The 26,509-nt window shown below is 66.3% G+C and carries 16 protein-coding genes; 11 read left to right on the top strand and 5 right to left on the bottom strand.

All coding sequences use genetic code 11. The features are described 5' to 3' along the window. Positions 1-273: 273 nt before the first annotated feature. A complete protein-coding gene (locus B0G62_RS06010; protein WP_103703261.1) occupies positions 274-657 on the bottom strand; it encodes a tautomerase family protein in 384 nt (127 codons plus the stop codon). Positions 658-755: 98 nt separating this feature from the next. Here B0G62_RS06010 and B0G62_RS06005 point away from each other — a divergent pair, with 98 nt between their 5' ends. Beyond that, positions 756-1,607, top strand: a complete 852-nt coding sequence (locus B0G62_RS06005) for a LysR family transcriptional regulator (protein WP_103703260.1) — start codon at positions 756-758, stop codon at positions 1,605-1,607. Positions 1,608-1,628: 21 nt separating this feature from the next. On the opposite strand, the gene B0G62_RS31555 is transcribed toward B0G62_RS06005, so the two are convergent. Together B0G62_RS31555 and B0G62_RS05995 are read right to left on the bottom strand one after the other, a co-directional pair. Continuing rightward, positions 1,629-1,802, bottom strand: coding sequence for a hypothetical protein (locus B0G62_RS31555; protein WP_167401190.1), 174 nt, complete (start codon positions 1,800-1,802; stop codon positions 1,629-1,631). Between the two features lie 365 nt (positions 1,803-2,167). Continuing rightward, positions 2,168-2,902 carry a metallophosphoesterase gene (locus B0G62_RS05995; protein ID WP_103703643.1) on the bottom strand — a complete coding sequence of 245 codons (735 nt, stop codon included), beginning with the start codon at positions 2,900-2,902 and terminating at the stop codon, positions 2,168-2,170. 220 nt (positions 2,903-3,122) lie between these two features. On the opposite strand from B0G62_RS05995, the gene B0G62_RS05990 reads away from it, so the two are divergent. From B0G62_RS05990 to treY, 8 genes are all read left to right on the top strand, one after another. Then, positions 3,123-3,779, top strand: a complete 657-nt coding sequence (locus tag B0G62_RS05990) for a DUF1345 domain-containing protein (protein WP_103703258.1) — start codon at positions 3,123-3,125, stop codon at positions 3,777-3,779. Positions 3,780-4,116: 337 nt separating this feature from the next. Beyond that, a complete protein-coding gene (locus B0G62_RS05985) occupies positions 4,117-7,623 on the top strand; it encodes a maltotransferase domain-containing protein (RefSeq protein WP_103703257.1) in 3,507 nt (1,168 codons plus the stop codon). Beyond that, positions 7,620-11,057, top strand: a complete 3,438-nt coding sequence (treS, locus tag B0G62_RS05980) for a maltose alpha-D-glucosyltransferase (protein ID WP_103703256.1) — start codon at positions 7,620-7,622, stop codon at positions 11,055-11,057. The genes B0G62_RS05985 and treS overlap by 4 nt, the downstream gene beginning before the upstream one ends. Continuing rightward, complete coding sequence (gene glgB, locus B0G62_RS05975) at positions 11,050-13,266, top strand: 1,4-alpha-glucan branching protein GlgB (protein ID WP_103703255.1); 2,217 nt, start codon at positions 11,050-11,052, stop codon at positions 13,264-13,266. The genes treS and glgB overlap by 8 nt, the downstream gene beginning before the upstream one ends. A gap of 77 nt (positions 13,267-13,343) precedes the next feature. After that, positions 13,344-15,578 carry a glycogen debranching protein GlgX gene (gene glgX, locus B0G62_RS05970; RefSeq protein ID WP_103703254.1) on the top strand — a complete coding sequence of 745 codons (2,235 nt, stop codon included), beginning with the start codon at positions 13,344-13,346 and terminating at the stop codon, positions 15,576-15,578. A gap of 15 nt (positions 15,579-15,593) precedes the next feature. Next, a complete protein-coding gene (gene treZ / locus B0G62_RS05965; protein WP_103703253.1) occupies positions 15,594-17,531 on the top strand; it encodes a malto-oligosyltrehalose trehalohydrolase in 1,938 nt (645 codons plus the stop codon). Next, the gene (gene malQ, locus B0G62_RS05960; RefSeq protein WP_103703252.1) at positions 17,528-19,789 is read left to right on the top strand and encodes a 4-alpha-glucanotransferase; all 2,262 of its coding nucleotides are present in this window, start codon (positions 17,528-17,530) and stop codon (positions 19,787-19,789) included. Before treZ ends, malQ begins: the two co-directional genes overlap by 4 nt. Next, positions 19,786-22,662, top strand: a complete 2,877-nt coding sequence (gene treY, locus B0G62_RS05955) for a malto-oligosyltrehalose synthase (protein ID WP_103703251.1) — start codon at positions 19,786-19,788, stop codon at positions 22,660-22,662. Before malQ ends, treY begins: the two co-directional genes overlap by 4 nt. A 13-nt stretch (positions 22,663-22,675) precedes the next feature. On the opposite strand, the gene B0G62_RS05950 is transcribed toward treY, so the two are convergent. Together B0G62_RS05950 and B0G62_RS05945 are read right to left on the bottom strand one after the other, a co-directional pair. Next, positions 22,676-24,130 carry a hemolysin family protein gene (locus tag B0G62_RS05950; protein ID WP_103703250.1) on the bottom strand — a complete coding sequence of 485 codons (1,455 nt, stop codon included), beginning with the start codon at positions 24,128-24,130 and terminating at the stop codon, positions 22,676-22,678. A gap of 147 nt (positions 24,131-24,277) precedes the next feature. Then, a complete protein-coding gene (locus tag B0G62_RS05945) occupies positions 24,278-24,973 on the bottom strand; it encodes a sensor histidine kinase (protein WP_244193122.1) in 696 nt (231 codons plus the stop codon). A 294-nt stretch (positions 24,974-25,267) separates the two neighbouring features. Here B0G62_RS05945 and B0G62_RS05940 point away from each other — a divergent pair, with 294 nt between their 5' ends. Both B0G62_RS05940 and B0G62_RS05935 read left to right on the top strand, forming a co-directional pair. Next, positions 25,268-25,609, top strand: a complete 342-nt coding sequence (locus B0G62_RS05940; protein WP_027816921.1) for an FKBP-type peptidyl-prolyl cis-trans isomerase — start codon at positions 25,268-25,270, stop codon at positions 25,607-25,609. Positions 25,610-25,673: 64 nt separating this feature from the next. Beyond that, entirely contained in the window at positions 25,674-26,483 is an 810-nt protein-coding gene (locus B0G62_RS05935; RefSeq protein WP_103703642.1) for an AraC family transcriptional regulator, read from the top strand. Positions 26,484-26,509: the final 26 nt, after the last annotated feature.

The raw sequence follows: 26,509 nt of genomic DNA, 5'->3' as shown, positions 1-26,509 counted from the left end.
CGAAATTGCATGATAATGGCATGCGCGTTGACTCCCGTCGACGCCATCGCGCTCGAATTCATCAGATGCATGTACAGCAAGTAGAACACTACTTTTACAGTAAGTTTTAGACGCCGATCGACTTAAATTCTCGCTCCGTAAATTGCTAAATCAGGTCGTGGATTAGCGGCAGAGCTGCCCAGATTGGGACTTTGTAGTTCAGTCGTGGGCAGCGAATAACGTAGACGTGAAACCAGCGAAAGAAGTCAGCCTCGCGTGACCACACACGATTGTTTACGTCGCATACTGCGCCACCCCATTGCCGAACGACCAGTTCTCCCTCGCGACATCCACAAGATTCACGAACACATCCTCGCGCCTGACACCCGGCTCCTGCGCGAGGTTGTCCGCGATCTGCGCGAACAGCGCCTTCTTCTGATCCTGGCCGCGCGTATTGTTCGCGGCGATCTGGATGATCACAAGATCGTCGCTACGGTCGATACCCAGATAGTGCCGGCCGAAGACAAAGTTATCCGCGTCATGTTCGGTGACGATCATGAACTGGTCGTCTTCGGGCACCTTGAACACTTCGATGAGCGCGCGGTGCACGCCTTGCATCAGGGCCTTGCGATACGTTGCGGGTTTGCCGGCGCGAACGGCGATTCGGGTGAGAGGCATGTCTGGCTCCATCGGGTTGATTGAACATGACATCAGCTTAGTCCGCGTCTATCATAATAAACAGATATCAATCAATATTTCATTTATTTACGATGGAAATGAAGCCACTCGACCTGGACGCCGTGCGCGCCTTCGTGCTGGTCGCCGAACTGCACAGCTTCACGCGCGCGGCCGACGCGCTCGGCACGACGCAATCGGCCGTCAGCCTCAAGCTCAAGCGCCTCGAAACGCACCTCGGGCGGCAGTTGCTCGAACGCACGCCGCGCGTCGTGCGGCTTTCCCAAGACGGATTGACCTTTCTTGGCGCAGCGCGCGAATTGCTGGGTGCGCACGAGCGCGCGCTCGGCGCGCTGACGGGCGATTCGAGACGGCTCACGCTGGGGCTGAGCGAACACGTCGCGGATGCCCAGCTCGCGCGCCAGCTGGCGCTGCTGCGCGCGCACGATCCGGGTCTGGTGATCGCCCTGCATCTGGGTTTGTCGGCGCAATTGCTCGCGCAGTTTGACGAGCGGCGGCTGGACGCTGCGATCGTGCGTCAGGAAGCCGATGAGCCACCGCGCGGCGATGCACGCCTGCTGTTCGACGAGCCGCTGGTCTGGCTCGCCTCGCCCGAATTGCAGTGGTCGCCCGGCACGCCGCTGCCGCTCGCGCTGCTGCCCGGCCCTTGCGCGGTGCGCACGGCGGCGATCGGCGCGCTCGATGCGGCGGGGATGGCGTGGAATGAGGTGTTCGTGGGCGGCGGCGTGGCGGCGGTCGGCGCGGCGCTGGAGGCCGGGCTGGCAGTGTCGGCGCTCGCGCGGCGGGTAGCGCCGCGCACGCTCGTCGATGTCGGGGCGAAGTACGGGCTGCCGCCCTTGCCGGTGTCCCGCGTCACGCTCCACTCGCGCGTGCGCGAGCCGCGTTCGGCGGCGACGCTGCAGTTGCTCGCATCGAGTCTTGGCAGCGCCTGAACCCGGTGAATCAGCCGCGCATCAACTGAGGATGGGCGGAAGTGCCTGCGGCTGCGGGTTCATGCGCTTGGCCGACACGGCGGGCGAGGAAGGCGCCGCAGGCGCGTCGACCATGAGTTTGTGGCGCGGCGCCACACGCACGGCGGCCGGTTTGGCGGGCTTGTGCTCGCTCGCCTGACGTGCTGTGCGCGGCATGTGAGATTTCGCGCTGGAATGGTGGTTCGATGGCGTGACTGCATCGTGCTTCGCCGCCTTCTGCGCTTTCACACCACGCGCAGCGGCTGGCCTCGCGCCCTTCTTGTGCGCTTTATGCCGCGCCGTTTTAGCGACGTGAGCTTTTTTATGCGCTGAACTCTGCGCCTTCGCGGCATGTGCCGCCGTTGGCGCGGCTGCCCATGCCGTCGCCGTCGCGAACCACCCTGCCGCGATCATCACTACCACTGCCCGCACGCCGCGCCTCCGTCGATGAGCCTTTGTTGTCCCGCACGAACCGGGCGGCGATTATACCCAACCCGCATCGGCCATCAGCGACGCCCTGAGTCGCGAATACAATCGGCCCGTCAGGGCAGCGCCATGTCCGCCGCGCCCATCGCGCGCGCGGCCTGCACGGAGATCGACCAATGCCGCGGCGTCATCGCCTCAACCAGCGTCAGGCGGCCTTCGGGAATAAACGCGCCGGTATCGATAAACATCTGCGAGCCGATCTGGCGCAACTCGCGCACCGGCGTGTGTCCGCAGTAAGTGAGCGAAAGCGCGCGGTGCGGCGGCGCGCCTGCGCTGAGGGCGAGTTCGCGCCCCCATAGCATGCGCTCGCGCACGGCGGTGTCGAACTGGCCGGCGTCGAGTTCGACGTCATCGCCGAAAAACTCCGCATGCAGCACATTGAAGCGCGCGGCGCCCTCGCCGACGGTGCGCACGAGCGGCAGTTCGCGCAGGCGCTTTGCGTGCGCCGCGAGCGAGCGCTCCGGCAGCGCCTGCGACCAGCCTCCGCCAATACCGTACCAGCGATGCCGCGCAAGCCGCCCATCGACGACGGCGCACAGCGAATCCTCGTGATTGCCGAGGACGGGGTAGAACCACGGCTTGTCGAGCAGCGCCAGCGCCTGCTCGCACTGGTCGCCGCGATCGACGAGATCGCCCACCGAAAACAGCCGGTCGCGCGTCCCGTCGAACGCTACCTTGTGGAGCAGATAGCGCAAGGGGTCCACGCAGCCATGCAGGTCGCCGATCACAAAATCGCGACCGGCCGCATTGGCCGCGTGATGCACAACTTCAGGAACAAGAGTGGGCGTCATCGCTTCATGATAGCCCTGTGCGCGCGCAGCGTATGCGCGCATTCCCGCTTTTGCACGGACTTTTCAGACGACGTTTCACACGCCTTGAATGAGGCCACCGATGTGCGCCGTTCGACAAACCGTAAGGCGCGATCCGTAAAATAACGCCGCATCGGCGGCCCGACTAAAATCGTCGCAACAATTCGCGTGCTAACCCCCTCCCACAAGGCAATTCGAAGCGATGAAACTTCTTCCGCAAGTCCTGCGCAACCGTCCGCATATGACGATCGGCATCGCGGTGGGGATCGTGCTCGGCGCGCTCGTGCCGGCGGCCATGCGGCCCGTGGCGCGCGTGCTGCTCGGCTGGGACGCCGCGATCTGGACCTACCTCGTGCTGATCTGGATACACATGGCGCGCACCGACGAAGAGAGCGTGCGCGCCAACGCCCAGCGCGAGGACCAGAGCGCGAGCACCGTGCTGTTCATGGTGTGCGCGGCGACGGTTGCGAGCATCGTCGCGATCGTGCTGGAACTGGGCACCACGAAGGATCTGGGCACGGCCTCGAAGGTGCTGCACTCGCTGCTCACCGGCATGACGCTGATCGGCGCGTGGTTCCTGATTCCGACCATCTTCACGCTGCACTATGCGCGCGTCTACTACGGCTCCGATCCCCAGGCGCCCGCGCTCGTCTTTCCCGACAAGCACCTCACGCCCAACTACTGGGATTTCCTGTACTTCTCGTTTACGATCGCCTGCGCCTCGCAGACCGCCGACGTCGGCATGCGCGGGCGCGGCGCGCGCCGCAGCGTGCTCGCCCAATCGATCCTGTCGTTCTATTTCAATGTTTCGGTGCTCGGGCTGTGCGTGAACATCGCCGCGAGCATGGTCGGCAACTGAAACATCATCGCCGCGCCGTTTTTGCACACGGTCTTTGCAAATATCGCGCGGCCGAAGTTCCGGCGACATAAAGCGCGCCCGCCACGACACCGCCCCAGACGGCACGCCCGTACGCAAGCCCACCAGTCCGCCCGCCCTGGGCACATGCCTTGCTGAATCCCTTGCCAAGACGCTACGCGTCACTCGCGGTTTGGTTCCGGCCTGCTCTTGCACTACTCTGAACAGGACGCGCCGCGAGCCCGCGCGGCCCGCTCCGGCAGCCCACGGGCAACGTGATCGCATCCGGTGACCCATCGGCCTTGCATCCACGCCGCCCGACGTACCTGGAATCCGACCGATGGAACTTCCCCACGCCTATGCGCCGCGGATCTACTTCGTCCATTCCGTCCTCGCTGGGCCGCTAGACGCGTGGCCCGCGCAATTCGCGCACGCCGCGTCGCTCGGCTTCGACCATGTCCTGATCGGCGGCCTGTTCGCGCCTGGCGCTTCAGGCGACGACCGCATCATCGCCGATCACACCCGCTTGCACCCCGCTTTCGGCTCGCAGGAACGCGTGGACGACGCGTTGCGCCTGCTCGCCGACGCCGCGCGCTCGCGCGGCATTACGCTGCTCGCGGACCTCACGCTCGACCGCACGGCGGCGGACGGCGCGCTGTATGCCGAACATCCCGAATGGTTTCGACCATTCGAGCCTGAAGATGCCCGCCTCGACCCGCGCCACGGCCATCTGGACGCCAACGTCGCCTATGCGGATTTCGACCGCGCGGGCGCGGCGCTCGCCGTGTGGTGGACGCAGCTCGCGACGCGTCTGGTCGATGCGGGCCTCGGGGGCTTTCGCATCGACTCGCCGCATCGTGTGCCCGCGGGCGTGCTGCGCGCCATTTTCGACGCGGTGCGGGCGAGCCACGCGCCCACGCGCTGGCTCGCGGCCACGCCGGGCCTCGCGCGCGCCGAGATCGCCAGGCTGGAAGACGCGGGTTTCGACGCCGCTTTCACCTCGCTGCGCTGGTGGGATTTTTCCGAGCACTGGATGATCGAGGAACACGCCGTCGTGCGGCGCGTAGGCTCGCCTGTCACGTTTCCCGAGGCGCCCTACGGCACGCGGCTCGCTCACGACCTCGAAGGCGCCGCCGATGCGCGCGCCGTCGAGCGCGCCTACCGGCGCATGCTGCGCACGGCGGCGGCGCTCGGCACCGGCTGGCTCGTGCCGATGGGTTTCGAATACGGCCTGCACGACGCGACCGGCCACGGCGGCCGCGATGCGCCTGCCGCCATCCATTCCTGGGAGCAGCTGAAAACGCAAGCGCCGTTCGACTTCTGCGCCGACATCGCGCACGCCAACGCCTTGCAGCGCGAGACCTTCATCCTGCAGACCAATGGCGAGCTGCGCGCGCTCAACGGCGCGGGCGCGCCCGTGGCCGCCGTGCTGCGCGGCGACCGCGCCGATCTGCGGGTCGCCGAAGAAGCCCTGCTCACGCTCGTCAATCCCGCGCTGGCCGCGCCGGTGCGCGTGAACATGGCGCATCTGCTCGACGGCGTGCCCGGCAATTTCACGCGCTTCACGCCGCTCGACGCGCAAACCTTGCGCGGCGCGCGCCTGACCGAGCAGCACGACGCGAGCGCGGTGCCCGACAGCTTCACGCTGCCCGCCGGCGCATGCTGGCTGTTCCGCGCGCTCGCCAGCCCGCTCGTTTCGCTCGCGCCGCCCGAGGATCTGGCGAAGTCGCCCACCAGCGGCCACAGGAGTGTGCTGGAAGCCATCGCCGCGCCGCGCATCGCTATCGAAAGCGTGACGCCGTCGGTCGATCGCGGGCGCTTCGTGGCTAAGCGCATCGTCGGCGAACGCTGCGAGGTACGCGCCGCACTCTTCGCCGAAGGGCACGACCGCATCGACGGCGCGATTCTCTGGCGCGCCGCCGACGAAACCGCCTGGCACGAAGCGCCCATGTCGCCCGTGCCGCCCGCCGGCACCGACATGTGGAGCGGTCATTTCCCGCTCGATCGTGTGGGCCGCTACGAATTCGTGGTGATCGCGTGGCGCGACGATTTCGCCTCGCTCGTCGATCATCTGCAGAAAAAGCGCGCGGCCAATCAGCCGGTCCATCTCGAACTTGAAGAAGCGAGCCGCCTGCTGGCACTCGTGCTGGCCACAGCGGAAACGTCGGACGTGCCCGGCGAGGAACACGCGCAGAATCGCGCCGCGCTCGACGACATCGTCAGGCGCTTCATCGGCGCGGATACGGATACGCGCTGCGCGCTGCTATCGGCGCCCACGACCGCCGCCGCCGTGCGCGCCGCGCATCATCGGCCCTTCCTCTCGCGCGATACGACCGTGCAGCGCGTGGACGCCGAGCGTCCTGCCGCGCGTTTCGCGAGCTGGTACGAGATCTTCCCGCGCTCGATGAGCGACGACGAAACGCGGCACGGCACCTGGGACGACGTGATCGCGAAGATGCCGCGCGTGCGCGACATGGGCTTCGACGTGCTGTATTTCCCGCCGATCCATCCGATCGGTCTTGCGAACCGCAAGGGCCGCAACAACTCGCTGAGCGCGCAGCCCGGCGACGTGGGCAGCCCCTACGCGATCGGCGCGGCCGAAGGCGGCCACACCGCCGTGCATCCGCAACTGGGCACGCTCGAAGACTTCTGCCGAATGCTCGACGCGGCGCACGCGCATGGACTCGAAATCGCGCTCGATTTCGCGATCCAGTGCTCGCCCGACCATCCGTGGCTCAAGGCGCATCCGGGCTGGTTCGCGTGGCGTCCCGACGGCACGCTGCGCTACGCGGAAAATCCGCCGAAGAAGTATCAGGACATCGTGAACCCCGAGTTCTACGCGCACGATGCCAGGCCCGATCTCTGGCTCGCCCTGCGCGACGTGATCCTGTTCTGGGCGGATACGGGCGTGCGCATCTTCCGCGTCGATAATCCGCACACCAAGCCGCTGCCGTTCTGGGAATGGATGATCGCCGACGTGCGCGCGCGCCATCCCGACGTGATCTTTCTCTCCGAAGCCTTCACGCGCCCGCGTCTGATGTACCGCCTGGCGAAGCTCGGCTTTTCGCAGTCTTATACGTATTTCACGTGGCGCGAATCGAAGCGCGACTTCATCGCCTACCTCACCGAGCTCACGCAAAGCGAGGTGCGCGACTTCTATCGGCCCAACTTCTTCGTCAACACGCCGGACATCAATCCGCGCTATCTGCAGAATGGCGCGCGCTCGATCCATCTGATACGCGCGGCGTTGGCCTCTCTGCTTTCGGGGCTTTGGGGCGTGTATAGCGGCTTCGAACTGTGCGAGGCGAGGCCACTGCCCAACAGCGAAGAATATCTGGACTCCGAAAAGTATCAGCTGCGTGCGTGGGACTGGAACCGGCCCGGCAACATCATTGCGGAAATCGCCGCGCTCAACCGCGTGCGCCGTGCCAATCCCGCGTTGCAGACCCATCTGGGCGTGACCTTCCTGAGCGCGCACAACGACAGCATTCTCTGCTTCGAAAAGGCCACGCCCGCGCGCGACAACGTGATCGTCGTGGCCATCAATCTCGATGCGTGGAACGAGCAAGGCGCCGATATCGAACTATCCTGGGCCACCTTCCAGCAGTGGCAGATCGACGATCATGCGCGCCTGGCCGTGGTCGATGAAATGACCCGCGAGCGCTTCGAATGGCAGGGCCGCTGGCAGCACGTGCGGCTCGACCCGCACACGAAGCCGTTCGCGATCTGGCGCATCGCGCCGATCGACGGGTTGCCGCGCGAAACGCCGCCGCCCGACACCGACGATGCCGAACTCGAAAGCCACCCCGAACTGGGCGACGACTTCCCGCCCGGAGGAGCGACATGAAACGCGATCCCTCGGTTACGCACGACCCCACCGCACAGACCGACGAAAGCCACGCAGGTCACGAAGGACATGCCACGCAAAAGCGCGGCAAGCCCTCGCTGCTTTCGGACGATCCGCACTGGTACAAGGACGCCGTGATCTACCAGGTACACGTGAAGTCGTTCTTCGATGCGAACAATGACGGCGTGGGCGATTTCCCGGGCCTGCTCGCCAAGCTCGATTACATCGCAGCGCTGGGCGTGACGGCGATCTGGCTGCTGCCGTTCTATCCGTCGCCGCGCCGCGACGACGGCTACGACATTGCCGATTACCGCAACGTGCACCCCGATTACGGCCAGCTCGCCGACGTGCGCCGCTTCATTCAGGAAGCGCACGCGCGCGGCATGCGCGTGATTACCGAACTCGTCATCAATCACACGTCGGACCAGCATCCGTGGTTCCAGCGCGCGCGGCGCGCGAAGCCCGGCTCGAATCATCGCAACTACTACGTGTGGTCGGACACCGATCAGCGTTATCAGGGCACCCGCATCATCTTTATCGACACCGAGCCGTCGAACTGGACGCACGATCCCGTCGCGGGCGCCTACTACTGGCATCGTTTCTATTCGCACCAGCCCGATCTCAACTTCGACAATCCCGCCGTGCTGCGCGAAGTGCTGCAAGTCATGCGCTTCTGGCTCGACATGGGCATCGACGGGCTGCGGCTGGACGCCGTGCCTTACCTCGTCGAACGCGAAGGCACCAATAACGAGAACCTGCCCGAAACGCACGCGATCCTCAAGCAGATCCGCGCGACCATCGACGAGCATTACCCCAACCGCATGCTGCTGGCCGAAGCCAATCAATGGCCGGAAGATGTGCAGGAGTACTTCGGTAATGAAGACGAATGCCATATGGCGTTCCACTTTCCGCTGATGCCGCGCCTTTACATGGCGATCGCGAGCGAGGACCGCTTTCCGATCATCGACATCATGAAGCAGACGCCGGATCTGCCGAATAGCTGCCAGTGGGCGATTTTCCTGCGCAATCACGACGAACTGACGCTGGAGATGGTCACCGATTCCGAGCGCGACTATCTCTGGAACACTTATGCGAGCGACCGGCGCGCGCGCCTGAATCTGGGCATTCGCCGCCGCCTCGCGCCGCTCATGGAGCGCGACCGCCGCCGCATCGAACTGATCAATTCGCTGCTGCTGTCGATGCCCGGCACGCCGGTGATCTATTACGGCGATGAACTCGGCATGGGCGACAACATCCACCTGGGCGACCGCGACGGCGTGCGCACGCCGATGCAGTGGTCATCCGACCGCAACGGCGGCTTTTCGCGCGCCGACCCCGAGCAACTGGTGCTGCCGCCGCTGATGGGTTCGCTCTACGGCTACGACGCGATCAACGTCGAGGCGCAGACGCGCGACCCGCATTCGCTGCTCAACTGGACGCGCCGCATGCTGGCCACGCGGCGCGCGAAACAGACCTTCGGGCGCGGCACGATCCGCTTCCTGCGGCCCGCCAATCGCAAGATCCTCGCGTATCTGCGCGAGATGCCGGGCGAGCCGTCGATCCTTTGCGTGGCCAATCTCTCGCGCGCGCCGCAGGCGGTCGAACTCGACCTGTCTGAATTCGCGGGCACCGCGCCCGTGGAAATGACCGCCGATTCGGTATTCCCGCCCATTGGTCAGTTACCCTATCTATTGACGTTTCCGCCCTACGGATTCCTGTGGTTCCTGCTCTGCCCCGGCAATCAGCGGCCCTCCTGGAGCCAGCCGATTTCGGAGCAGTTACCCGAATTCGTGACGGTCGTGATCCGCGAAGGCCAGACCGGCGCCACGCCCGAAAACGTGCGGTTGCTCGAATCCGAAGTGCTGCCGTCGTGGCTGTCGCGACGCCGCTGGTTTGCTTCGAAGAACAAACCGCTGCGCAGCGTAAAACTGGCCGCCCTCACGACGATCCAGGGCGCGGGCTTCGCTTTCACCGAAATCGAAGCGGAACTCGCGGATGGCACAAGCGAGCGCTACGTGCTGCCGATCGCCATCACCTGGGGCGCGGACACCACCACGCCGCTGCACATCCAGCTTGCGCTCTCGCGCGTGCGGCGCGGGCGCACCATCGGCTATCTCACGGACGCCTTCGCGCTGCCGTGGTTCGCCTATGGCGTGCTGCGCAAGCTCCACGAACGCGCCGCCGTGCCGACGGTGCAAGGCAGCACGATCCGCTTCGAGCCGACCGATCGTCTGGACGAACTGGAACTCGGTGAGGAACCCGAAATACGTTGGCTTGCCGCCGAGCAGAGCAACAGCTCGCTCATCATCGCCGAAGCGCTCGTGCTCAAGCTGGTGCGCCGCCTGATGGCGGGCGTCCATCCCGAAGCGGAAATGAGCCGCTATCTGACGAAGCTCGGCTATGCGAACACCGCGCCGCTCTATGGAGAAGTCGTACGCGTCGATCCCGAGGGCGTGCCGCATACGCTCGCGATCCTGCAAGGCTTTATCGACAATCAAGGCGACGCATGGGCATGGGCGCTCGACTATCTGCGCCGCACGATCGACGAACTGGCGCTGGCCGCCGACGACGGCGAAAGCTCCGATCCCGCCCATGAAGAAGAGGTCATGAAGAACTACGCGGCGGTGATCGGTGCGATCGGCAAACGGTTGGGCGAGTTGCATGCCGTACTCGCCTCGCCGACCGAGGACCCCGCTTTCGCGCCCGAAGCGGCCACGCCCGACGACGTGCGCCAGTGGGTCGCCGACGCGAAGAAGATGTTGATCGAAGCGCTCGATATCGTCGCGCAGCACGTGCGCGACGACGTGCATACGCTCGACGACGACGCCCGCGAACTCGCGCGCAGCCTGATCGATCGCCGCGATGCGCTCGTGAAGGCCGTCGAAAAACTCGTGCCCGAGGATGCAGCGGCGGCGCGCATCCGCATTCATGGCGACTTCCATCTGGGCCAGGTGCTGCTCGCGCAAGGCGACGCCTATCTGATCGACTTCGAAGGGGAACCGGCGCGCTCGCTCGACTACCGGCGCGCGAAGCAATGCTCGCTGCGCGACGTCGCGGGCCTGCTGCGCTCGCTGTCCTACGCGGGCGCAGCCGCGCAATCGAGCACCGAAAGCGCGCCGCAGCAGATCGCCGATCGCAAGCGCACGCTATTCGAGCGCTTTCGCGGCCATGCGGCCGAAACCTTCCTGAGCCAGTATCGGGCGGCTGTCACCAATGCACCCCTCTCGCTCGTGAGCGCGAAGCACGAACAGGCGCTACTTGCCCTGTTCCTGATCGAGAAAGCCGCCTACGAGATCCGCTACGAGGCCGCCAACCGGCCGTCCTGGCTCGCCTTGCCGATCCGGGGTCTCGCCGCGCTCGCGAGCAGCGTGCTCGGCGTCACCCCCAATCAGGCTCATGGACACACGCATACGGGAGGAAGTGGACATGCCTGAGCGCACCCCGGACGCCGGCCTGCAACATCACGACATCGACGCACTGATCCACGCGCGTCATGCCGATCCGTTCTCCGTGCTCGGGCTGCACTGGGTCGACGGCGCGCCCTATGTACGCGCGTGGCTGCCGAACGCCTCGCGCGTGGTCGTGCTCGCGCGCGAGCGCGACCAGACGCTCGCGGAACTCACGCAAGTGCATCCGGCGGGCCTGTTCGCGGGAGCGCTCGCAGAAGCGCTGCCGTACCGGCTTGAAATCGACTGGCATGGTGTGAAGCAGGAAATAGAGGATCCCTATATTTTTGGACCGCAGCTTTCCGAAGATGCCTTGCGCCGTCTCGCCGATGGCGATCCCTACGCGGTGCTCGAATGCCTGGGCGCGCGTCCCGTCGTGTGCAACGGCGTGCCGGGCGTGCGCTTCGCCGTGTGGGCGCCGAACGCGCGGCGCGTGTCGGTGGTGGGCGACTTCAACGCGTGGGATGGACGCCGCCACCCGATGCGGCTGCGTTTCGAGGCGGGCGTGTGGGAACTGTTCATTCCACGCGTGGCTGCGGGCGCGCGCTACAAGTACGAGATCCTCGGCGCGCACGGCAACGTGTTGCCGCTCAAGTCAGATCCCTGCGCATTCCAGACCGAAGCGCCACCCGCAACGGCATCGATCGTCGCGCCGCTCGAAGCGCTCGATCATTTCGCGTGGCACGACCATGAGTGGATACAAGAGCGCGCGCAACGCCAGAACGCGCGCGCGGCCATGTCGATCTACGAAGTGCATGCGCAGTCCTGGCTGCCCACGCAAGGCGCCGATGCAACCTCGCCCGACTGGCGCGCGCTCTCCGAGCGCCTGATTCCCTACGCGCAGGGCATGGGCTTCACGCACATCGAATTGTTGCCCATCGCCGAGCATCCGTTCGGCGGATCATGGGGTTATCAGCCGCTCTCGCAGTTCGCGCCCACGGCGCGGCTGGGCTCGCCGCTCGACTTCGCCGCGTTCGTCGATCGCGCGCACGAAGCAGGCCTTGGCGTGATCCTCGACTGGGTGCCCGCGCACTTCCCCAACGACGCGCATGGCCTGATCGAGTTCGACGGCACGGCGCTGTACGAGCACGCCGATCCACGCGAGGGCTATCACCCCGACTGGAACACGATGATCTACAACCTCGGCCGCAAGGAGGTGAGCGCGTTCCTGATCGCCTCGGGCCTGGCGTGGCTGATGCGCTATCACGTCGACGGCCTGCGCGTCGATGCCGTGGCCTCGATGCTCTATCGCGACTACTCGCGCGCACAGGGCGAATGGGTGCCGAATCTCTACGGCGGGCGCGAGAATCTCGAATCGATCGCCTTTCTCAAGCGCCTCAATCACGAAACGCAGTACGTGCCGCAGCACCCCGGCGTCATCACCATCGCCGAGGAATCGACCGCATGGCCCGGCGTCACCGCGCGTCCCGAGGACGGCGGCCTGGGCTTCCAGTTCAAGTGGAACATGGGCTGGATGCACGACACGCTGCACTTCATGCACGAAGACCCGGTGTACCGGCGCTATCACCATCACCTGATGACGTTCGCGATGGTCTATGCGTACTCCGAACGTTTCGTGCTGCCGCTTTCGCATGACGAGGTCGTGCATGGCAAGGGCTCGCTGCTCGGCAAGATGCCGGGCGACCGCTGGCAGAAGTTCGCCAACCTGCGCGCGTATTTCGGCTTCATGTGGGGGCATCCGGGCAAGAAGCTGATGTTCATGGGCGGCGAGTTCGGGCAACTGGCCGAATTCGACCACGACGGCACGCCGCACTGGAATCTGCTCGACGACCCGCTGCATCGCGGCGTGCAGACGCTCGTGCGCGACCTCAACCGGCTTTATGCCGAAGAAAGCGCGCTCCATGTGCTGGACACGGAGCCGGGCGGCTTCGAATGGCTCGTCGCCGATGACCAAGAAAACAGCGTGCTCGCGTGGCGACGCGTGGACGGCGCGGGCCGCGAGGTCGTCGTGATCTGCAACTTCACGCCGGTGCCGCGCCACGGCTACCGGATCGGCATGCCGCAGCCGGGCCAGTGGGACGAAGCGCTCAACACCGACGCCGAAGTCTACGGCGGATCGAACATGGGCAACGGGGGCAGCGTTTCGACCGAGCCGGTGCAGAGTCACGGCAAGCCGCAATCGGCGGCGCTCGTGCTGCCGCCGCTCGGCACGCTGGTGCTGCGGTTGCGGCGCTAACTGGCAGGACGCTTTCGCAGGCGCGTCACTCATCAGGAATCCGATGCAATACAAGAAGCACGAGAAGGAGCATCGATATGGCTAACGGCATTCCCGAGCGCTTGCTGCCCGGTTCGCCGTATCCGCTGGGCGCGACGTGGGACGGGTTGGGCACGAACTTCGCGGTGTTTTCCGCACACGCGTGGCGTATCGAGTTGTGCCTGTTCGACCCCACCGGGCGCAAGGAGCGCACGCGCTACACCCTGCCAGAATGCACCGACGAAATCTGGCACGGCTATCTGCCAGGCGCACATCCTGGCACCGTCTATGGTCTGCGCGCGCATGGTCCGTATCAGCCGCATGAGGGGCACCGTTTCAATCCGTACAAGCTGCTGCTCGATCCCTACGCGCGGCGCCTGGTCGGCCAGTTTCGCTGGTCCGACACGCTCTATGGCTATCGCGTGCATTCGAACCGTAGCGATCTCTCGCTCGACCGGCGCGACTCCGCACCCGCGATGCCCAAGGCCGTGGTCAGCCATGAGACCTTCGACTGGTCGCACGACGTGCGCCCCAATACGCCCTGGGGCAAGACCGTCATCTACGAGACGCATCTGCGCGGCGTGTCGATGATGCGTCACGATCTGCGCTCGCATACGCGCGGCACCTTCGCCGCGCTCGGCGCGCCGCGTTTCATCGATCATCTGCACAAACTCGGCGTAACCGCCGTCGAGCTGCTGCCCGTGCACGCATTTCTCAACGAGCGCTTTCTGGTCGAGCGCGGTTTGCGCAATTACTGGGGCTACAACACCGCGGCGTTCTTCGCGCCCGAACCGTCGTATCTCTCGGGCTACGACCCCGACGAGATGCGCATCGCCGTGCGCCAGTTGCACGCGGCGGGCATCGAGGTGATCCTCGACGTGGTCTACAACCACACCTGCGAAGGCGGCGAAATCGGCCCCACGGTATCGTGGCGCGGCCTCGACAACGCCTGTTATTACCGCTGCGTGCCCGGTGACGAGCGCCACCTCATCAACGATACGGGCTGCGGCAACACGGTCAATCTTTCGCATCCGCGTGTCCTGCAGATGGTCGTCGATTCGCTGCGCTACTGGGTCACGTCGTACCGCATCGACGGTTTTCGTTTCGATCTGGGCGTGACGCTCGGGCGCGAGGCGCACGGCTTCGATCCCGCCAGCGGCTTTTTCGATGTGCTGCGCCAGGACCCCGTGCTTTCACAGGTCAAACTGATTTCCGAGCCGTGGGATGTGGGGCCAGGCGGTTATCAACTCGGCAATCATCCGCCCGGCTTCGCGGAATGGAACGACCGCTTTCGCGACAGCGTACGGCGTTACTGGCGCGGCGCGCCGGGCCAGCGTGCCGATCTCGCCGCGCGCCTCACGGGTTCGGCCGATCTGTTCGACAAACGCACGCGGCGCCCGTGGGCCTCGCTCAATTTCGTGACTTCGCACGACGGCTTCACGCTGGCCGATCTGGTCTCGTACGAAGACAAGCATAACGAAGCAAATGGCGAAGACAACCGCGACGGCCACAACGAAAACTGGAGCGCGAACTGGGGCGTGGAAGGGCCGACGGACGATCCCGCGATTCTCGACACGCGCGCGCGCGTCGCGCGTTCGATGCTGGCGACGCTGTTCATTGCGATCGGCACGCCGATGCTGCTGGCCGGCGATGAAACCCGCCGCACGCAGCGCGGCAACAACAACGCCTACTGCCAGGACAACGAGATTTCATGGCTCGACTGGTCGCTCGCGGCCACGCCGCAAGGCGAAGCCATGACCACGTTTGCCGCGCGCGCCATCGCGCTGCGCCGGGATCATCCCTTGCTGCGTGAGACGCACTTTCTGTTCGGTGACCGCGAGGTGCTGCCTGATGTACACGACATCGACTGGTTCGACGAGCACGGCGAGCGGCTCTCGCCGCAAGCGTGGCAGGATCCGCAATCGCATGTGTTAGCGGTGCGGCGCGCGGGAGCAGGCCTTGATGGCGAAATCGAAGTATTGTTGATGATGTTGAATGCCTCAGCGAATAGCGTGACGTTCACGGCGCCCGCGCCGCGCCTTGCGTGGTCCGTGCTGCTCGACACCGCGAACCCCGATGCGCCGCCGCATGCGTTGCGCGACGTGACGTTCGACGTTGGCGCTCATGCGCTTGTGGTGCTATGCGCCAGGCCATTTCCGCAGGCGGAACATGACGCCAATGCGAGCGCTGAAAGCAGCAGGCACGGCCCGCCGCCGCCCGATCCGCGCCACCCCACGGACAACGCGCCGAACGCAGACGCCGACGAAAACGCAGACGAAAGCGCTGCTGGATAGCTACAGGAACCACCCATGGCCTCGCATCCAAACGATCCGCCGCATTCGCACAAGCCTCACGAGCCGCATGTTCGCCATTACATGCACTGCCTGCCGTTTGGCGCGCAATTGACGGGCGCGGCGCTCAAACAGCCGCACACGCGCTTTCGCTTCTGGGCGCCGTCGTGCAGCGCCGTACAGGTGGTGTTCGAGGGTGCAGACGGGCACGAGACTGCCGCGCCGCTAGACATGACGCCTTCGCACAACGGCTGGTTCGAGGCGCAGGCTCCGTGCGGCGCGGGCACGCGCTATCGCTATCGAATCAACGACGATCAACTCGTGCCCGACCCCGCTTCGCGCTTTCAGCCGCAAGGCGTGCACGGCCCGAGCGAAGTGCTCGACGCGCGCGCCTATGCCTGGCAGCACACGCATTGGCGCGGCCGTCCGTGGGAAGAAACGGTGCTCTACGAGTTGCACGTTGGCGCGCTCGGCGGCTATCGCGGCGTGATGAAGCGCCTGCCTGCGCTGGTCGACATCGGCATCACGGCCATCGAACTGATGCCGCTGAACGACTATCCGGGCGAGCGCGGCTGGGGTTATGACGTCGTGCTGCCCTACGCGCCGCACGCGGCCTACGGCACGCCCGACGAACTCAAGGAACTCATCGACACCGCGCACGGGCTGGGTTTGCAGGTGTTCCTCGACGTGGTCTACAACCACTTCGGCCCGGACGGCAACTGGCTCGGCCAGTACGCCAGGCCTTTTTTCAAGGCCGGCTCGCACACGCCCTGGGGCGAGGCGCTCGACTTCGAGCGCCCCGAAGTGCGCGACTTCTACAGCGATAACGCACTTTACTGGCTCACCGAATATCGCTTCGACGGTCTGCGCCTGGACGCCGTGCACGCGATCGACAATCCCGAGTGGCTGCGCGAACTCGCCGATCATGTTCACGCTCGCGTGGAGCCAGGCCGCCATGTGCATCTGGTGCTGGAAAATGAGCATAACGAAGCCAATCTTCTGGAGTCGCATTTCAACGCGCAATGGAACGACGATGTGCATCACGCGCTGCACGTCATGCTAACCGGCGAATCGCAGGGCTATTACCGCGGCTTCACCGATCACCCGATCCAGAAACTCGCGCGCGCACTCAGCGAAGGTTTCGTATATCAGGGCGATCCGTCGCCCGTCCATGACGGCAAGCCGCGCGGCGAGCCGAGTGGGCACCTGCCGCCCACCTCGTTCGTGATGTTCCTGCAGAATCACGATCAGATCGGCAACCGCGCGTTCGGCGAGCGTCTGCGCACGCTCGCCGACGACGATGCACTGCGCGCGGCCACTGCGCTTTTGCTGCTGTCACCGCAGATTCCGCTGCTGTTCATGGAAGAGGAATACGGCTCGACGCAGCCGTTCCAGTTTTTCACGGCCTTCGAAGGCGACCTCGCCGATGCGGTGCGAGAAGGACGCCGCCGCGAATTCAAGGCTTTCGCCGCGTTCAATGACGAAAAGCAGCGCGAGCAGATTCCCGATCCGAACGACGTGCAGACGTTCATCAATTCGTCGCCGCCCACCGATGCGCCGCTCGACGACGAGCGACGCGACTGGATGCACTTCTATAAATCCGCGCTGGTGGTGCGCGCGCGTCTGCTGACGCCGCGCCTGCACCACGCGCGCGCGCTCGGCGCGCAAGTACTTGCCGACGACGAAGGCAACGGCGCGCGCGCCCTGATCGCGCGTTGGCGTCTGGACGACGGGCAGACGTGGACGATCGCGCTCAATCTCGGCCATGACGGCGTGCGGCTCGAATCGCCGCCCGAAGGCCAGGTGGTGTTCGAAACGCCGCCGCGCGCACGCGATCGCACGGATAACGGCGTGCTGCCCGAAAGCGCCTGCGTGGTCTGGCTCACCGGCAACGTATCCGAGTATGCGCAGCATCATGACGCGCGCACGGTGCGGCGCGAGGAGCCGTTCGCATGAAAGACCCTAACAGTGGCACCAGCAGCGCGCGGCGCAGCGAAGCGCTCGCGGACCTCGCGCAGCGCGCGGGCTTCGAAGTCGAATGGTCGGACGCCCATGGCGTCGCGCAACGCGTGCCGGACAGCACGCTCGAAGCGCTGCTCGAATGCATGGGCCTGCCCTGCGCGAACGCCACGCAAATCCGCCACAGCGCGTCCGTGCTCAACGCGGAACAATCGTCGCGCCGCCTGCCGCCGCTCATCACCGCCGAATACGAGAGCGCGATCGAATTGCCCGCATCGGTGGTGCGCACGGGCAGCCACTATCGCGTGGAGCTGGAGAACGGCGAGCACATCGAAGGCCGCTTCACGTCGCCTAAGGGTGCGCCAGCGCTGCTCGCGCCGCTTGCCGAGCCAGGCTATCACACGCTCAGCGTCAACGACCACCGGTTAAAGATCGCGGTCGCGCCGCCGCGTTGCCACAACGTCGCCGACGCATGGCGCACGCGCCACGGCAGCGACGGCGGGCACGTACCACTGCTGTGGAGCGTCGCCGCGCAATTGTACGGACTCCGACGCAATGGCGATGGCGGCATCGGCGACTATAGTGCACTGGCGACGCTCGCGGCTCACAGCGCACGGCACGGCGCACAGGCGCTCGCGGTCAGTCCCACCCATGCGATGTTCTGCGCCGAGCCGGGCCATTTCAGCCCTTACTCGCCGTCCTCGCGGCTCTGGCTCAATGTCACGCATATCGATCCCGCCGCCGTGTTCGGCGATCAGGCCGCGCACGATGCCATCGTCGCGGCCCAGGCGGGCGACGCCTGGCGCGAACTCGAAGCGCTGCCGCTGATCGACTGGCAACGCGCCGTGCCGCTCAAGCTCAAGGTGCTGCGCGTGCTGTTCGAACGCTTCGACGCGACTGAGCGCGCGAGCGGATCGCCGCGCGCGGCCGCTTTCGAGGCCTTCTGCGCGCGCGGCGGCGAAGCGCTCGAAGATCACGCGCGTTTCGAAGCGCTTCAGGAAGCGATGCTCAGCGGCGGATCGCAAGCGTCCGCCGGTATGCGCCACTGGCGCGACTGGCCCGAGGCGCTGCGCGATCCGCGCAATCCCGCGGTCACGACCTTCGCCACCGAACACCGCCGCGAAGTGGACTTTTACCGCTTCCTGCAATGGCTCGCCGCCGAAGGCCTGACGCAGGCGCAGCGCGCCGCGCGCGACGCGGGCATGGCGATCGGCCTGATCGCCGATCTCGCCGTGGGCTGCGACGGCGCGGGCTCACATGCGTGGTCGTTGCCCAACGACATGTTGCAACGCGTGTCGGTAGGCGCACCGCCCGACATCTTCAATCAGGCCGGGCAAAGCTGGGGCCTCACGACGTTTTCGCCGCGCGCGATGCACAACAACGGTTTTCGCGCCTTCATCGACATGTTGCGCGCGGCGTTCGCACACGCGGGCGGCGTGCGTATCGACCACATTCTCGGGCTGCGGCGGCTGTGGCTCGTGCCCGAGGGCGAGAGCGCGAAACATGGCGCGTATCTGCGCTATCCGTTCGACGATCTCGTGCGGCTCATCGCGCTCGAATCGTGGCGTCATAGCGCGATCGCGATCGGCGAGGATCTGGGCACCGTGCCGCCCGGTCTGCGCGAGCGCCTGGCCGCGCACGGTCTCTACGGCATCCGTGTGCTCTGGTTCGAGCGCGAAGGCGACGGCTTCCTGCCGCCCGCGCGCTACGACCCGCATGGCGTCGCCACCACGACCACGCACGATCTGCCGACAATCGCGGGCTGGTGGCGCGGCGCCGACATCGACTGGCGCCACCGCATCGGCCAGACCCTGCCGCGCGCGGACGGGCGAGACCCCGTCGCGCTCGAACATGCGCAGCGCGAGACCGACCGCGCCGCGCTATGGCGCGCGCTCCAGCAGACCGGCTTCGCGGCACCGGAGGCCGCCGTTGCGCCTCCCGACGATGCCCCCGTGAACGGCGCGCTCGGTTACGTGGCCGCGAGCGCGAGCCCACTCGTGACCTGTCCGCTCGAAGACCTGCTGGGACTCGCCGACCAGCCGAACCTGCCCGGCTCGATAGACGAGCATCCGAACTGGCGCCAGCGCCTGCCGCTGCCCGTCGACGCCCTGTTTGCCGATCCCGCCTTCGCCGCACGCGTCGAGACGATCGTGCGCGCGCGCGAAGCCGCGGGAACGGCGCATGCATCAATCAGTGATACGGACCACGGCCCGAGCGACGACCCCGCCGCGCCCGCCGTTCCGCCGACGCCATGACCATTCCCCGCGCCACGCTGCGCCTGCAGCTGCATCACGACTTCACGTTCGACGACGCGCTCGCGCAACTCGATTATTTCGCCGCGCTCGGCGTGAGCCACTTGTATCTTTCGCCGGTCACGACCGCGCAGCCCGGTTCGATGCACGGCTACGACACGGTCGATTACGGCACGGTGAGCGCCGAACTGGGCGGCGAAGGCGCACTGCGGCGTCTGGCGGCAGCGGTGCACGCGCGCGGCATGGGCCTCATCGTGGATATGGTGCCCAACCACATGGGCGTGGGCGGATCGCATAACGCGTGGTGGCTCGACATTCTCGAATGGGGGCGGCATAGCGCGTTTGCGCGTCATTTCGACGTGGATTGGCACTCGCCCGATCCGGCGCTGCGCGGCAAGGTGCTGATGCCGTTCCTCGGCGCGCAGTATGGCGAAGAACTCGCGGCTGGCCGCATCGAGCTGAAGTTCGACGCGGCCAATGCGCGCTTTTTCGCGCAATACGGGCCGCATGTCTGCCCGATCTGCCCGACCGAATACGCGGCGCTGCTGCAAGCGGCCAATCGCGCCGATCTGGCTGCGCTTGCCGCGCCTTTTCAAGGCCTCAGCACCCAACCCGACGACCAGATGCGCGCCGCCGCCGCGCGCGACGCCTTGCGCGATTTCGTCGCGCGCGAAGGCACGGATGCCATCGATTTCATTCTGGAATCCTATGGAACCGATGATCCCGTGTCGCGTGATCGCTTGCATCGGCTACTGGAGCGCCAGCATTTTCGCCTCGCCTGGTGGCGCACGGCCACCGACGAAGTGAACTGGCGGCGCTTCTTCGACGTGAGTGCGCTCGCGGGTGTGCGCGTGGAACGGCACGACGTATTCGAGGCCGTACACAAATTGATCTTTCGGCTCTATGCCGAAGGCGTGATCGACGGGCTGCGCATCGATCATGTCGACGGCCTGGCCGATCCGCGCGAATACTGCGAGCGCCTGCGCCAGCGGCTCGCCTCGTTGCGCGCGGGCGCCCCTTATATCGTGGTCGAAAAGATTCTCGCGCGCGGCGAGGCGCTGCGCGACGACTGGCCGGTACAGGGCACGACCGGCTATGACTTCATGAACGATGTGGGCGCGCTGCTGCACGATCCCGCAGGCGTCGTGCCGCTGGCCGAAGCGTGGGCCGCGATCTCGGGCGACGATGCGCCATTCGCGCAGGTGTCGCTCGACGCGCGCCGCGAGATATTGACCGCATCGCTGGCGGCGGAACTCGATCATGCGGCGCGCGCGCTGCACCGGATCGCACGCGAGCAACCCGGCACGCGCGACTTCACCTTCGCGAGTGTGCATCGCACCGTGGCGCAACTGGCGACGCACTTTCCGGTTTATCGGATCTACCCCAGCAACGGCCTGCGCAGCGCAATCGATAACCGCTATTTCGATGTGGCGCTCGCGGCCGCGCGCAAGACGCTGCCGCGAGCGAATCAGGGCGCTCTCGATCAGGTCGATGCATGGCTTGGCGCGCATGCGCCTGACCCGGCGACTAAAGGTAACGGCGGCAACGATGGAAAGGCAGCGCGCGCGGGCAAACACGGCGGACAGAATCCGCCCGCCACGCCCTTGAGCCACGCCCTGATCGCGCAGCGCACGGCGCTCGCGTTGTTCTCGCAATTGACTGCACCGCTCGCGGCGAAGGCAACCGAGGACACCGCGCTCTATCGCTATGGCCGCCTGCTTTCGCGCAATGACGTGGGCACCGATCCCGACGATTTTTCGCTCGACGTGGAGGCTTTCCACGCCGCCAATGCGCAGCGTCAGCGGCGCACGCCCTATGCGTTGCTCGCGACCGCCACCCACGATCACAAGCGTGGAGAGGACGTGCGCGCGCGCCTCGCCGTACTCAGCGAAATCGCGTCCGAATGGAGCGCCACGCTGCGCGCCTGGTCGACGCTCAACCAGCCGCAGCGTCGCCCCGGGGACAACCTCAACGAAGCGGCACAATGGTCGCCTGGTCCCGCCTTCGAAGCGATGCTCTATCAGACGCTCGCAGGCTGCTGGCCGCCCGATCTCGATCCCGCCGACGAAGCGGGCGTGCACGCGCTCGCCGAGCGTGTCGCGCAATGGCAACTGAAGGCGCTGCGGGAAGCCAAACAGCGCACCAGCTGGATTGCACCCGATGAAAACTATGAGTCGGAGTGCCAGGCATTTTTGTTCGACATTCTCTCGCCGCGGCGGCGCGACGGCTTTTTGCACGAGCTAACCACGTTCGTCGCGCGCATCTCGCCCGCAGGCGCGTTGAATACGCTGCTGCAAACCGTGCTGCGCCTGACCTCGCCGGGTGTGCCCGATCTTTATCAGGGTACCGAACTATGGGACTTCAGCCTGGTCGATCCCGACAACCGGCGACCGGTGGATTATGCGCTGCGCGCGGCCGCGCTCGATGACGCCACACCCGCCGCGAAGCTCGCGAACTGGCGCGACGCACAGGTAAAACAGGCCGTGATCCATCGGCTGCTCGCGCTGCGCGAGCGCGCGCCGGGCCTGCTGCGCGAAGGGGAATATTGGCCGTTGAAAGTGCACGGCGCGCTGGCCGCGCATGTGATCGCATTCGCGCGCCGCCACGGCGATCACTGGGCCGTGGTCGTCGGCACGCGTCACGCGGCGGCGCTGCTCGACGGCGATGTGCCGTGCGTCGCGGCGCAACGTTGGGACGACACGGCCATCGCGTTGCCGAAGGGCTGCCCGGCGTCGGCGCTGCACGACTGGCTGGCCGATGTGGACCACACCGCCAGCAAGGACGCCGCTCAGGGCGACCAGGCGAACTGGCTGTATCCGCGCGATGTGCTCGCGGCGATGCCGGTGGCGGTGCTCGCAAATATCGCGCGCAAATAGGACAAACGCAGACTCAGCCGCCCTCGTCTTCCAGATCCTTCGGGTACACGCGCACGAGCACGATGCGCGGCCCTTTCATCTTCTTCACGACGATATCGAAACGATCGAACGACACGCGCTGCCCTTCGGTCGGCAAGTCGTTGAGCGCGTGAATCACGAGACCGCCCACCGATTCGGCGCGCCCTTCGTCGATGTCGATGCCAAGCGCCTGTTCCAGCGACACCACCGGCAGACTGCCGCGTCCCATCAGCGTACCGTCGTCCATGCGGGTCCAGTCGGTATCGGCTTGATGGAATTCGTCGTGGATCTGCCCCACCAGCGCGCCCAGCAGATTGTCGAGCGTGAGGAAACCGCTCGGCTGCATACCCTTGCGTCCGACCAGCGCGAAATGCGGCGCGCCCTTGCGAAAGCGCCGGAACAACGCGAGCGCGGGCGTTTCGGGCTTCACGTACTGCACCGGACGCACGAACTTGCCGAGGTCGTCGAGCGTGTGGCCGGCCTCGCGCGCGAGCAGCAGATCCTTCAGGTGAATCAGGCCCGCGACATGTTCGCCCGACGCGTCTTCGAAAAGCGGATAGCGGCTGAAGCGATGACGCGCGACGATCTGCATGTTCTCGCTCAGCGAGAGATCGCGGCGCAGGCCCACCATCTCGTGCGCGGGACGCATGAGGTCGGAGACGGTCAGGCGCGAGAAGTCGAGCGAATGGGCCAGCGTGTTCCATTCGTCCACGCTCAGCGCGTTCGCGCTGCCGGGCATGGCGTGCGCCTGACCCGCAGCGGCCTCGCGCGCGGGACGGCGGCGCGCGGCGCGGCCTGGTGCACCTTCGTGCGCGCCGGTATCGGCATGTGAGTGCAGCGCGGCCTGGGCTTCGGCCTCGGCGGCGGCGCGGCGGCTACGCAGAATCAGCTTGAGTTCTTCCGTCGAGTAGTGCGCCTCGCCGCCGTGATCGGCGGACAGGCCCGCGAGACGCAACACCGCGTTGGCGCTGGAATTGAGCGCCCAGATCGCCGGGTACATCGTCCAGTAGAAACCGTAGAGCGGCGTGGCCGCCCACAGCGAAACCTTTTCGGCCTCGCGGATCGCGAGCGACTTCGGCGCCAGCTCGCCCACCACGATATGCAGGAACGAGATTGCCGTGAAGGCGAACACGAGCGAAATGGCGTGGATCAGTTCCGGCGAATGCACGCCGACCAAATCGAACACGGGTTCGAGCAGCTGCGCGAACGCGGGCTCGCCGATCCAGCCAAGACCGAGCGAAGCGAGCGTGATGCCAAGCTGACACGCGGACAGATAGGCGTCGAGCTGGCCGTGGACCTTGGCGAGCAGGCGGCCGCGCAGGCCGTGCTCCGCCGCGAGACTTTGCACGCGCGTCGCGCGCAGCTTGACGAGGCCGAACTCCGCCGCGACGAAAAAACCGTTGAGGGCAACGAGGAACAGCGCGCCGATCAGGGCGATGAGCTGAATCAAGACCTGGAACTCCGAAATCGCGAAGCGCTCAGTATAAGGGGTGAAAGAACCCCGTAAGGCATCGGCGGCCCACGTGGGCGGGCCAGGCGCTCAATGTCCCGGTGGGCGCAGCGAATCCGGCGCGGCGCGACGAAGCCGCGTTGCGCGTCAGGCAGCGCCCGCCGGCACGTTCAGTGTGAACAGCGCGGCCTCGCCTTGCACGAGCGGCTGCGCCTCGAAACGCCCGCCGTGGGCTTCCGCCACGCGCTGGCAAAGCGCGAGCACCCACGGGAAACGCCCCACTTCCTGCGGCTCGCGGGCCTGCGCGCGGCCAAAGGGTTCGAGCACATGCGGCAGGGCATCGTCGGTCAGCGTGTCGAGGCTCGCTTGCCAGCGCAGCTCGAATTGCGCCGCCGCAGCCGTGGCGCTCACGGTGAGCGTCACGGTGCTGCCGTGCGCGCCGGTTTCGGCGGCAAAGACGAGCAGCAGCCAGAGCGCCTGGGCGATGCGCTCGCGTCCGGCGTCGAGCGTGACGCCAGTGGGCACGCCTTCCACGGCGAGGCTCACGCCCCGCTCATCGGCAAGCGCGGCGCGCGCGTCCGCCACGGTGTCGGCGATCAGCGCGTCGAGTTCGAAAGGCGCGCGTTCGATCTGCAGCTTGCGGGTTTCGGCGCGGGTCGTATCGACCAGCGTTTCGAGCAGATGCACCTGCTGCTCCACGCCCGTGCGGATGCCGGAGAGCGCGCGCTGCGCGGCGGCATCGGCGTTATCGATCTTGCGGTCCAGCACGTAGGCCCAGCTATGGATTGCATTCAGGGGACTGCGAAGATCGTGCGATACGCGCGACAGCACGTAATCACGCATGAAAAGCGCGGCCTCGGCACACAGACGCGCTGTTCGTTCGCTACGGGTAGTGGTGGTCGACGCCATCGATTTCCTCGTTTCTCACCCGCTTGAGCGGGCTGGCCCAATGGGCTGGCCAAGGCCCCATTATAGGCAGGGGCGCGAAGCCTCGGTGGCATTGCGCACCCGGGCGCCTTATCATCCCGCATGCGCTGTGCCTGCCGCAAAACGGCGACGCGCCTTGTCTGTCGCGCCTCGCCGCCCGGCAAAGCGCCTACAATAGCGCTTTTATCCAATCCGACTCAGGAGTGTTCCATGTCCATCGTGACCACCGCATCCGGCCTCAAGTATGAAGACCTGACTGAAGGCACCGGCGCCGAAGCCACGGCCGGCCAGACGGTCAGCGTGCACTACACCGGCTGGCTGACGGACGGCCAGAAGTTCGATTCGAGCAAGGACCGCAATGACCCGTTCGCCTTCGTGCTGGGCGGCGGCATGGTCATCAAGGGCTGGGACGAAGGCGTCCAGGGCATGAAGGTCGGCGGCGTGCGCAAGCTCACGATTCCGCCGCAACTCGGCTATGGCGTGCGCGGCGCGGGCGGTGTGATTCCGCCGAACGCCACGCTCGTGTTCGAAGTGGAACTGCTCGGCGTCTGAGCGCCAGGGCGGTCGTCGTGACCGCCTCGTGGTCTACCCGTATTGGCTCGCCGCGCCGCTCGACATGAACCCGCATCACCACGCTCCCGTCATCGCGCCCGGTGTCGAATTGCGCCGCTACGGCGCGATCGAGGCCACCGATCTGCACGACTTTCACCAGATCGTGCTCGGGCTCGACGGGTCGATGGAGATGTCGGTGAACGGCGTGGGCGAGCGCATCGACGAATGTTCGGCCTGGCTGATTCCGGCGGGCGCCCGTCATGACTATGTGGGCATCGGCGAGAACTGCCAGCTCGTGCTGGATCTGCCCGCCGCGTCGCTCGCGGTGCCCGAGCGGCTGTTCGATACCGCGCGCGCCGTGCGTGTCGACCCGGCGCTCACGGCGCTCGTGCGCCAGATCGCCGGGCGTGCGTGCCTGGCGCAGCAGGACGCCGAGGACACCGATATGGACCTGCGCGCGCGGCGCTTTCATTGGGACGCTTCAACGCGCCTGTGCGCGGCCGTGATCGCGCAAACCGGCATTGCCGGCAATGCGAACGCCACGGCGGCGGCCGGACTCGATTTCGCGCGCATCGACCGCTGGCTGCGCGCGCATCTCGCGGAACCACTGCGTATCGCCGATCTGGCCGTTCATTGCGGCTTCGGCGTGCGGCGCTTTCATCAGCTTTTTATCGAAGCGTTCGGCGAGACGCCGCATCGCTATCTGCAGCGTCTGCGGCTCGACACCTCGCTTGCGCTGCTCGCGGACCCGCGCTGCTCGCTCACGCAAATCGCGCTCGAAGTTGGTTTTGGCGACCAGAGCGCTTTCACGCACGCCTTCACGCGGCGCTTCGGGCTCGCCCCCGGACAATGGCGCGCGCTGCCCGCGCACTGAGCGCCTCGCGCGCCCGAAACATCTAA

This window comes from Paraburkholderia eburnea (assembly GCF_002917095.1).
Classification (GTDB): domain Bacteria; phylum Pseudomonadota; class Gammaproteobacteria; order Burkholderiales; family Burkholderiaceae; genus Paraburkholderia; species Paraburkholderia eburnea.
Note: the sequence above shows the minus strand (reverse complement) of the source record. Positions and strands in the feature narration are given on the sequence as shown.